Below are 11,584 nucleotides of genomic sequence, written 5' to 3'. Positions count from 1 at the left end.
ACAAACAAAGCACAGAGATAGAGCTCCCCAATACAGAGAATTTCCGTTTTTTCATAAAAGACGGCCAACTGCACCTGCAAAATATCCCGGAAGCAGGATATATCAAAGTTTTTATTCCGTTCACCAATCTCTCTGGAATGTACATTTTACAAATACATTCCGCCAACTATCAAAAACACTATAAAGTGGTCCTTCCATAAATACGACAAAAGCGAAATGTAAAAGTACTTTATTCTCGCACTTCACATTCCGCCTTTACCCTATATATAATATGAACTATTACAACTTATATTTTTTCTGCTGTACATTCCATCCGCCGACAGTTAATGAAAACTCGCCTTCTGTAACTTTATCCACAGATGTATCAATAAATACCTGCTTCGTTTCACCTGGCAACAACGAAAAAAAATTATCCGTATAGAACGAAGGGCGAACAGGCTTGCCCGCTTTATCCAGGAATTGAAGTTGCATAAAGAAAGCAATCCGGGAAGAAGTATTCTTCAACGAAACTTCAATATAATACCGCCCATCAACTTCTTTCGTTTTGTACTTCGTCTGAAGCCGGGCCGTTGGCATATCATTCAGAGATTCAAAACCGGAAGAGGTTGGTCCTGTTAAAGTTTCCTTTCCTTCATAAGCGGCATTGGAACGCCAATAGAACGTAGACGCTACTTCTTTTCCCTTTTCATCCGACAAACCAAGCCGGATAAAATGCACAGGGGTTATATCTGATGGAAAATCGATTTTAAACAAATCATTCAGCACCTCATCTTCACCGATATCAATCCGTTGAGAGTAAGAAAAGACCTTCTTGCTATTCAAATCATATACATCAGCCTTGACCTTATAATTTTTAAAAGACCGATAATAATCATTACATACCGAAACCGTATTCTTCAAATAATCAAACTGCGCATGTAAAGGCTCCAATGCATTCTGAGTATGATATAGTGAAGCCGTCGGTTCCAACGACCAATCCCACATACGGGCACATACCTGGCGTACCGGACAATTATGATACCAGAATAATAACCCTGAACAATAGCGATCCCCATAGTCCAGCTTATTATAATTCCAAACCTCCCAAATTGTCTTTGAATTCATTGCTCCTACCAACTGGCCTTTTTTAGCAAACTCTTCTATCGACTGCGAGGTTCCGTAATTATTGACAAGATCTTTATACATAGTGGACATTAAATGGAAGCCTCCCCCATCGTGATAATCCCAAACCTCTTTATTGATCGGCCATAAATCCTTCTCATCCATCACCTCCCGTAAAGTTTCAAGGGTCGGCAACGTTGGCGCTCCATACTCTGGGTTAAAACCATCCACACGGCTTCCACGTGGCGAGGCCGTATTCTCATAATGCTGCATCGGATTCACTTGCTTGTAGGGACTGCCATCATGCACACCATCACATTCCGATTGCATCTGATAACCGCGTGTACCATCCAATTTCATAATCAGATCTTTTGCACCCACCACTTCCGTACTTTCATTAGAAGAAACATAATAAGCCAGAGAAGGATGATTCCGTAAACGTTTTACCGTTGATTCCACATTTGCCAAATAAAGAGCTTGGTCGTGTGGATGTTTCGTATCGCCTGTCAACCAAAATTCCTGCCAGACCAACAGTCCCATTTCGTCACACAATTGGAAAAAGTAGTCGGATTCTGCAATACCGCCTCCCCACATACGCACCAAATTAACACCGGATTGTTTGGTATAGCGCAATTCTGCATAAGTACGTTCATCCGAATGCCGCAACATTCCTTCCGGTATCCAGTTCGTTCCCCGGATAAAGATCTTCTTGCCATTGACATAAAACTGACGGGATTTGTCTGGTGTATTCTGATCCGATGTAATTTCGCGAATACCAAAACGAGTCTTCAACGAATCCGAAACTTGCCCTTTAACAGAAACTGTCATCTTCAATTCATACAAATCCGGTTTACCTTTAAACAACGGCCACCACAACCGAGGATTATCAATTTTCAACTGCGGAAATTCTTCCGGGGTAAAGACTATTTCACGAGTTTCTCCACGGAAAAGGCTTATCTCTTTTGAAAAACGAATATTTTCACCTGTTATTTCACCAGCAACGACACATTTGACCGACCCCGTCGTCGGATTAATAACCTCGACAGAGACAGTCTCCTCGGCTTTATCATATCCCGGCTTGGCAAGTTCAGAACGAATAAACGGATTGCGGATCGCAGCTTTGTCAGTAGCATACAACGATATGCTTTTCCAAATGCCGGTATTCCGGTCACGTATACCGTCCAAGAAAGTAAAGTCCCAACCGACAGACATCAGCATCGTCGTGTTCAGCCCTATATTCCCGTCACCACCGTTATGAAATTCTCCTATAGCTCCCCACTGTTTTTGTTTGACAGTTCCAGGCATATCGACTGGATAGACTTTCACAGCTAAAGCGTTCGTTTCGCCAATACGAGCAAACTCTGTTATATCCACATAATCCTGAATAAACATACCGGAAATATTACTCAATAAATGACCGTTCACCCAGACTTCCGCCCGATAATTAATCCCGTCCAACTGCAACCAAACGACTTTCCCCTTATAATCAGCAGGAACGACAAAATCGGTACGGAACCAATAAGTATAAAAATCACGTCCGGCAACAGACAAGTCCGGAATGACATTACTTGTCAGTTTATTATTCAATCCATAATAAGGTTCGGGATATACTTTGTTATATACAAGAGAATTAAGTACAGTACCCGGAACAACTGCCGGCATCCAGTCACCTGTCTCATATCCGGGCTTCGACACGGCTTCCGCACCAGCTGTAACATCTCCGGCCTTCTTCATTTTCCAAAGGAATGCACCTTGGTGTCCATCTTTTGAATCCAGATAAATCCTATCAGGATTACGATAATAATTTACATCCTGCCCCCATACAAAAGAACAGCCTGCAATACATAAAAATAGAATCAGAACGATTTGTTTCATATTTACAATAGTCAAATTAAAACTTTAAAACAGTATGTACAAATATTTTATCGATATATATCCTCGATCCAAGACATAATATACCCGTCTGCCGATCCTTTTAAACCAGGAAATAACAGACGGGTATCCACTTACATCAGATCAACTGACCGACTTCTTTCAACCTTTTTCTCAACTGCTGAATATCGACATTGTGAATATCAGGAGATTTAGATTTACAAATCTGACCGGCAGCAACACCAACTGCTTCGCCTGTTACAAGCGACGGTGGCATCACACGCAGACTACCATGAGCATAAGAATCCGTCGAGATACAACGTCCTGCAACCATAACATTTTTCAAACCTGCAGGAGTCAGGCAACTAAAGGGGATTCCATGAGATTCTCCTTTCTTATAGCGAGGATACACGGTTGCATCCTGTTTATGGACATCAATATAATAACAGTTACGTCCGATACTGTCCTCAAACTCCTTACGAGCGAGCCAATCTTCCAATGTGAATGTATAATCGCATTTTATCCGGCGACTTTCCCTGATTCCCATCAAATTAGCCGTACTTGCCAAAAAAGAAGCACCAAATGACTTTGGTTCAAACTCGACCAATCCTTCATGTAACTGTCTTACCAATTTACGTCCTTTTATCATTGCTTCAGTCAAAGATACTGGATCTGTACTATCAACAGTCACATGACCGGCATTGAATCCTAAGATACCCGGTCCGATTAACTTGTCATTCATGTGCTTATCTTTCACCAATGGGTATTTAGGGTTACCATAAATAGAATGAATCGGACCATCCTTCCGATTAGTATGGACATTCCCTATTAAAGAAAACTCATAAGGGTCGACATTCGACAAGGTAAAGCACAAAGTACCTTCTTGAACGGAACCACTCTCATCTCCTATTACAAAATCAGCACCAGCCCAAGCCGCAAGATCACCATCGCCTGTACAATCAATATATACTTTAGCTTTGTAAGTTGACAATCCTGCTTTATTAGCAACAACTATTGCATCGACAACCCCCTTACGTTTCATTTCGACAGCAGCCATTGTTGTGAAAAAAAGAACAGATACGCCCTCAGAGGTTACCAAATCGTCATACACGACTTTCAGATATTCACCATTTATAGGCACCCAATTATCATAATGAATATGAGGAACACCTTTCTTTGACTCGGAAAAAACCCGTTCCGCAATTCCTTTATAAATAATCTTCTCACCATCCGTAAAAGGGCACCACGCATTCAGTAAGCCAGAAGTCCCCATTCCACCTAAGGCTCCAGTTCCTTCCATTAACAAAGTTTTGGCACCTTCGCGTGCCGCAGCCGTAGCCGCAGCACATCCCGAAGGTCCTCCCCCCACAACTATTACGTCCCACCCATCATATACCGGTATTTTCGATTTTCCCGGCAAACTGTTACTTTGAGGAGTTTCTGCAGCAAAAGATGTTCCCACTGCTACAGATGCCAAACCTAAAGAACTTATGTTTCTGATAAAACTTCTTCTCTTCATATAATACTTAATTTACCATCCCAGAGTTTGCTCTAATAACTTATTTGCATCCAATTCTGTCACAGGTATAGGCAACAGATAATGTTTTTCCTCTACCACAGCACCAATAGTCGGATTCTGCGCCATCATGGCTTCCTTCAATTTATGCGTACGTACCAAATCAAAACGACGTTGTCCTTCAAATGCAAATTCTTTACGACGTTCCAAAAGAATTATATCCAAGAAATCTTCTTTACTCAATCCTAGCTTAATATCAATAGCAGAAGCCTCGTTCATATTAAGTCCAAAAGCCCTACGACGTATGACATTTAAGCACTCATACGCCTCTGCATCAGAAGTATTTATTGCATTCAAGGCTTCCGCACGCATTAGATAGACGTCCGAATAACGCAATATCGGATAATTATTTTCTCCTCCTTGAGATCTTACGGCCAACGGCGAAGGATCCTGAAATTTATTTACATAACAAGGAAACTCATAATTGGAAGACATATTCGGATACTCTTCCTTCGTATAAAGACGCACATTTACATCCCGACGCAAATCACCTTCCTCGTAACATTCATAATGATTACGTGTCACTGGATCATCTCCATATCCGACCCAACCATTTATATTGACAAACGGAGGACGATAATATCCGTTGTAATTACTACCCGACACACCCGGAGTATTCCGCTTATACTGGATTTCAAATATAGATTCCTGTCCATTTTCTTTTTCCACATCAAAATTATCAGCATAATTCTTCCATAATTTATATCCCATCTGCATCACTTCCGACGTCTCCTTCACTACATTCTGATAATCTTCACGGGTCAAATAAACTTTTGCCAACATAGCAGAGGCGGACCCTTTTGTTGCCCGTCCTAAATATCCCTCTGGAAGTTGCCCGATAGCAGGAAGAACAGATTTTGCTTCTTGCAAATCCGAGATAATCTGTTCATAACATTCGTCAACTGTATTCCGGGGAACTTCTAAGCCATCCAACGAAGTGGTTTGCTTCAATACTAAAGGGACTCCTCCATATATGCGAACCAAATTAAAATAGGCCAACGCCCGCAGGAACTTAGCTTCTCCGATCAGCCGCTTCCTGACATCATCTCTTATCTGTTCGCTCCCCATATTCGAAATATTTTCTATCGCGAAGTTAGAGCGGTTAACTGCCACATAGTGCTTAATCCAAACGGAGTAAACTAAATTCGTATTCCCATCATACTCAAATTTATCTAAAGCATTTTTGTCCAGGTTAGTCGTCGTGCGCCCACCACTCCACTCGCAATCATCAGTACCCTGACTCTGCAATACTTCCCAAAACTGGTTATAAATATCATTATCGGTAAAAACCGAATACGTTCCATAAACAGCAGCTGTTGCATCCTCTTCGGATTTAAAGAAGTTTTCAGGACTCAGATTAGACTCCGGTATCAGATTCATATCCATACATGAGTTCATCATGACCGAACTCAATATTATAAATGCTATTTTTTTCATAAACTACTTAGACTCTTTTAGAATTTAACATTCAAACCAAACAATACTGACTTTGCAAACGGATAAGAGAATGCATCATATCCGGCTCCCAAGTTATCCTGACCATATTTGCTGACTTCCGGATTATCACCAAAATAGCTTGTTATCGTAAAGAAATTCTGCAAAGAAGCATACACCCGTAATCCCGATACATACTTTGTAAAACTCAAAAATTCAGTAGGCACATTATAACCTAACGTGATATTTTGGAAACGCAGATAAGAACCGTTTTCCACATATTGATTGGAAACACGCATTACAGCCTTTGAACGGAGTGGACGTGGCAACGGAGCATTTTGATTATCAGGCGTCCAATAATTCATCGTTGAAGCAAACATATTTGTTGATCCCTGCATATTCTCCATAGTAACTCTCGTACCGTTATAAACGTCATTTCCGATCGTGAAAATCGTATTTACATTCAAATCAAAATTTTTGTAAGAGAACGTGTTATTGAATCCTCCAAAAAGCTTTGGCTGTGCACAACCGATAATCGTACGATCAAGATCGTTGATCACTCCGTCAGGAACACCATCCGGGCCACTAATATCTTTATAGCGGATATCGCCAGGTTTAGCTGTCGGCTGCGCAGAAGATGCTATGTCATCCGTCGTACTGAAAAGTCCGTCATACACATATCCGTAGAACGTTCCTAAAGGCTGTCCGACCTGTATGATACGCCCCAAATGTATTCCGGTTTCATCCTGGCCTGGCTGACTCGGATAAATAAATGAGACATCACCCAAATCCAATACTTTATTCTTGTTATAAGTAAGGTTCAAACTCGTATTCCAAGTGAAATCACCTTCTATCGGCGTCGCATTGATCGCTAATTCAAAACCTTTATTTTCGACTTCTCCAATATTTTTCAGACCGGAAGAGAAACCTGAAGACCCCGGTACTTTCACTTTCAACAACAGATCACGGGTTTTCTTGTAATAACCATCAATAACTACAGTCAAACGATTATTAAAGAAGCCGAAATCGATACCGGCATCGAACTGGGCAGTTGTTTCCCACTTCAGGTTCGTATTGGCAACTTGCGACGGATAATAGCCAGTCACCTTATCTCCACCTGCCACATAACCATTCGAACCCAACAAAGCATACGCAGGGTAAGTACCAATTCCATCTTGGTTACCTGTGATACCGAAACTTACACGAGGTTTCAAATTACTAAAGATATTCAAGTCTTTAATAAAAGATTCCTCAGAAGCTCTCCATGCCAAAGCAGCAGAAGGGAAATACCCCCAGCGGTTATCCGAACCGAAACGGGATGAACCGTCTGCACGGATAGAAGCAGTCAACAAGTATTTATTATTCACTGTGTAGTTAACACGAGCCAGGTAAGAATTCAAAGCCCATTTCTTAACTTCAGATCCAGGAGCCGTATAAGTCGTCCCCGATCCTAAATTATTCATCTGCAAATTATCATTCAAGAAACCATAAGAACCGGCATTAAAACCATCATAGGCCGATTGCTGTTGCGTATATCCGACCATACCCGTAAAAGAGTGTACACCCCATGTATTCGTATAAGTTAGGATATTTTCGTTAATCCACGTATAAGTGTTATTCGAGATTTTCTTGGCTTCTCCATTCTTTTGGCTACCGGAATAAACAGAACGGGGATTATAACTTTTGTTGGTGGCATAATCGATATCAATACCAAAAGAAGATTTGAACTTCAGTCCTTTAATTATATTCCACTCAACAAATGCGTTGTTTAATGATCGGAAATTGGTATGCCAATCCACCTTTTCGTTTATAACTCCAACCGGGTTGTCAAATGTAATGACGCCATTATTGTCACTAAACGTATAACTTCCGTCATCTTGCATCACAGGCAAATTCGGTGGCGTAGTCAAACGGGACTGCAAAACAGAATTTCCAACACGGTTATTGTCGACTTTCGTCATCGTCAGACTTAATCCCAGATTTATCGTTGAAGAGATCTTATGATCAATATTGGCTCGGAAAGCATATTTTTTCATTTCAGATGCTTTGATTACTCCTTCCTGGTTGAAGTAATTGAAAGAAGTCAAGAAAGTCGTTTTATCATTACCACCGGAAACCGTCAACTGGTAGTTTTGTGTCAGGGCATTCTTATTGGATGTCAAATCCTGCCAATCCGTCGTAGCTGGAGTCAGACTTTCATCATAAATTGCTGCCCCACCGGAATTTACCAATGCCTCATTTGCCAGTTTCTCAAATGAACGGGAATCCAGCAAGTCATATTTCTTATAGATATTCTGAATGCCCCAGTAGGCGTCAAACGCAACAGAGGTTTTTCCACTTTTACCTTTTTTGGTTGTTACTATGATAACACCGTTAGCACCACGGGAACCGTAAATAGCTGTCGAAGAAGCATCTTTCAGAACTTCTATCGATTCAATATCCGATGTCGGGATCGAGTTCAGCGGGCTTAATGCCGTCTGGCTTGCATCCGCACTCGGATAAACAGGCATACCATCAATGATATACAACGGTTCGTTACCGCCGGAAATAGAGTTACCTCCACGGATACGGACAGTAGAACTTGCACCCGGCATTCCTGAATTCTGTACCATATACAAACCGGACGTACGTCCCTGCAACATCTGGTCTACGGATTTCACGCTGATTCCCTGCACCTTATCAACTTGAATGGAACCGACAGCACCGGTCAAGTCGCTTTTCTTTACCGAACCGTAACCGATCACAACCACTTCTTCCAAATTCTGGGTATCTTCGGATAAGATAATCTTCAAAACAGACTGGCTACCTACAGGCACTTCCTTAGTCAGATAACCGATGTAAGACACGACTAACGTTGCAGTAGGCTTGTCCAACGCTAAGGTAAACTTACCATCGACATCCGTCACTGTTCCGACTGATTCTGAACCTTTTTCGATCACGTTGGCACCAATAATAGGCTCACCATTGATATCCGTAATCACACCACTAACCGTTTTACCCTGCTGTGCTGACAAAGGGATTGTAGTCGTCGTTCCACCTGCGGACAGTAATATATATGAACCATCGACAGAATATTTCACATCCGTTCCGGCGAACAGATTTGCCAAGACTTCCTCCAGAGAGGCTTTCTTCAAATTAACAGACACTTTTCTGTCCACATTCACAAACTTGTTGTAAATAAACAGATAATCAGTTTGTTTCTCAATATCGTTCAACACATTCTCAAGTTCGGTGTTACTTCTTTTGATCGTAACATTTACATTCTGAGAACTGGAGTTTTCTGCGTGCATGCAAAAAATGAACACGAATAATAACAAAGTGGTTATTCTCATGACTCTAAAAAATTGTTTACATCGAGATCTTTTTACAGAATAAGACATCGACAAAGATTTTTTATTCATATCTTTGGAAATAAAGTTTATTAATACAGTTAAATAATTGTGTTAAGCTATGCCGATAAGTGTGGGGACACTTGTCGGCATTTTTCTCAATAAAAGGTTAACCTTTCTCCTTTATCATAGGCATTATCTTTTAAGATTAGACATTACTTTATATAGATGACCGATTCATCTTTATTCCGTTCAAACGTATATTTGGCATCTTTTTGCAGAATACGCAGTGCCTTGTCTATACCGTCCGATATCCGGAATTTACCACTACAGATATAATCGGCTAATTTAGGGTTCTCTATAATAATATGTATACCGTAGCATTTTTCAAAACGAGACATCAACTCCTTAAAATGCATACTCTTAAAACAAATTAATCCCTCTTTCCAGCGAAAAGGATCAAAATCCGCAATCGGCTTCGACTGCAAATGTCCGTTGATCCAAGAAACCTGTTGATTAGGTGCCAAGACCAAGCTCTCCGACGGCTTCTTCTTATCCGACACCCGTACCGAACCTTCCATCAGCGACGTGCAGAAATCCTCAGAGTCGCTGTACGCTTCCACGTTGAATTTTGTCCCTAACACCTCGACATTACATTTGTCCGTCCGGACGACAAAAGGTTTGCCACCCTTGTGAGTCACCTCGAAATAAGCCTCGCCATCCAGGGATATCTCCCGCTTATTGCCTGTAAAGGCGGCAGGGTAGCGCATTTCAGAACGGGCATTCAGCCAGACGTTCGTGCCGTCCGGCAAAGTCAGGTTGGCACGCTGGCCGGCGGGAACCGTGATCGTATTCATTGCCTCGCCTATCTTCCGGATTTCCGACTTATAGAAATACGTTCCGCAGGCGATGGTAATGGCAAACACAGCAGCAATCTTCATGGCTTCGAACAAGACAGTCCGGTAAAAAGGACGGGATTTCTTTTCCGTCCCAGCCGACTTCGTGCTACCCGACAGAATCATCGCATCGAAAAACTCTCGTTCTCTGAAAAGCATTTGCTCGTTTTCGGGAGAGGATTCCAGCCAGATACGGACAGCTTCTTTCTCTTCACGAGAAGCTTTTCCGTCAAAGAATTTATACAGTGTTTCTTTTTCCATTTTTTCCGTTTCTGTTTATAAAGCAAATAAGCAGGAAATATCCCTAACGGAAAAGGGATTTTTTTTGAGAAAAAGTTTCAACCAGACACCATGCACTTGGAATTTGCCCGTCATTTTTGCTTATTTATCGCCAGATATCGAAAATTTTTCACGCCAGTCGGACTTTTGTCGACAACCGTCAGCAGACTTGCCGACAATTATCGACAGGCAAGTATCAGCAAAAGAATTTTGGCAGGAAAGCCAGTAAAGGGAAATAATCTTTTAAAGCTACACGCAAGACTTTCAAAGCCTTGGTAATGTGGAACTCCACCGTTTTCGTCGAGATACCCAAGGCTACCGCGATCTCCTTATGGCTTTGGTTGTTGTAGCGGCTGCGGACAAAGATGTCACGTGTCTGTTCGGGTAATGTTTCCAACGCCTTATCGACAAGCGACTGCAACTCGTCGGAGAACAGTTTTTCAGGATTACAAGCTTCGAGGGTAGCGATGCGCAGATTCAGTTCCCAAGTGTCACAATCCTTCAAATACTCGACTATCTCTTCCCGCGTACGCAAACGTTGCAGGTAATTCAGGCATTTGTGCTTGATAACGGTCAGGATATAGGCCGGGACATTCGAGTCAGATGCAAGTTTTCCCCTATTTTCCCAATAATACATCAGGCTTTCGATCGCAATATCTTCCGCAACCATACTGTCGCCTACATATGTGTTGGCATTCCGTTCACCAATCTCTCTGGAATGTACATTTTACAAATACATTCCGCCAACTATCAAAAACACTATAAAGTGGTCCTTCCATAAATACGACAAAAGCAAATATCTTCCACAACCATACTGTCGTCAACATAGGCGTTAGCAAAATATCCGTTAAATAGAAACAAAGGCAAACATAAATCATATTTTTTCTCTAATTTTGTATTTAAAATACGAAAGATTCGATGAAGAAAGTAAACATAACAACCGCAGTTCTATTGATTTACCTGATCGTTATGAGCATAATCGGTTGGCCTGGCAAACAAGCCGATCCTGATTATGTACAGTATTTCGGGGTGATCGCGGCGACTGTTCTTGTTATCGGCCTATTGCGTTTCCTGCAGATCAAACGACTGAAGATTCG

The 11,584-nt window shown here is 41.6% G+C and carries 5 protein-coding genes and 2 pseudogenes; 1 reads left to right on the top strand and 6 read right to left on the bottom strand.

From position 1 onward, the window contains the following. Window positions 1-200: pseudogene (locus BHV83_RS18035) on the top strand (T9SS type A sorting domain-containing protein); the annotation flags it as partial. Between the two features lie 79 nt (window positions 201-279). On the opposite strand, the gene BHV83_RS18030 reads toward BHV83_RS18035, so the two are convergent. The 6 genes and pseudogenes from BHV83_RS18030 to BHV83_RS18005 form a co-directional block, all read right to left on the bottom strand. After that, on the bottom strand, window positions 280-2,976 hold the full coding sequence (locus tag BHV83_RS18030; protein ID WP_195600752.1) for a glycoside hydrolase family 2 protein: 2,697 nt from the start codon (window positions 2,974-2,976) through the stop codon (window positions 280-282). Window positions 2,977-3,112: 136 nt separating this feature from the next. Continuing rightward, window positions 3,113-4,492 carry an FAD-dependent oxidoreductase gene (locus BHV83_RS18025; RefSeq protein WP_195421951.1) on the bottom strand — a complete coding sequence of 460 codons (1,380 nt, stop codon included), beginning with the start codon at window positions 4,490-4,492 and terminating at the stop codon, window positions 3,113-3,115. A gap of 12 nt (window positions 4,493-4,504) precedes the next feature. Further along, window positions 4,505-5,986, bottom strand: a complete 1,482-nt coding sequence (locus BHV83_RS18020; RefSeq protein WP_046451592.1) for a RagB/SusD family nutrient uptake outer membrane protein — start codon at window positions 5,984-5,986, stop codon at window positions 4,505-4,507. Between the two features lie 17 nt (window positions 5,987-6,003). After that, window positions 6,004-9,315, bottom strand: coding sequence for a TonB-dependent receptor (locus BHV83_RS18015; RefSeq protein WP_286757855.1), 3,312 nt, complete (start codon window positions 9,313-9,315; stop codon window positions 6,004-6,006). Window positions 9,316-9,527: 212 nt separating this feature from the next. Continuing rightward, window positions 9,528-10,469, bottom strand: coding sequence for a FecR family protein (locus BHV83_RS18010; RefSeq protein WP_122115649.1), 942 nt, complete (start codon window positions 10,467-10,469; stop codon window positions 9,528-9,530). A 214-nt stretch (window positions 10,470-10,683) separates the two neighbouring features. Further along, window positions 10,684-11,184, bottom strand: a pseudogene (locus BHV83_RS18005) (RNA polymerase sigma-70 factor); the annotation flags it as partial. Window positions 11,185-11,584 lie beyond the last annotated feature (400 nt).

Source organism: Parabacteroides sp. merdae-related_45_40 (genome assembly GCF_001915675.1).
The sequence above is the reverse complement of the archived record's forward strand: the minus strand, read 5'-3'. Positions and strand labels throughout refer to the sequence as shown.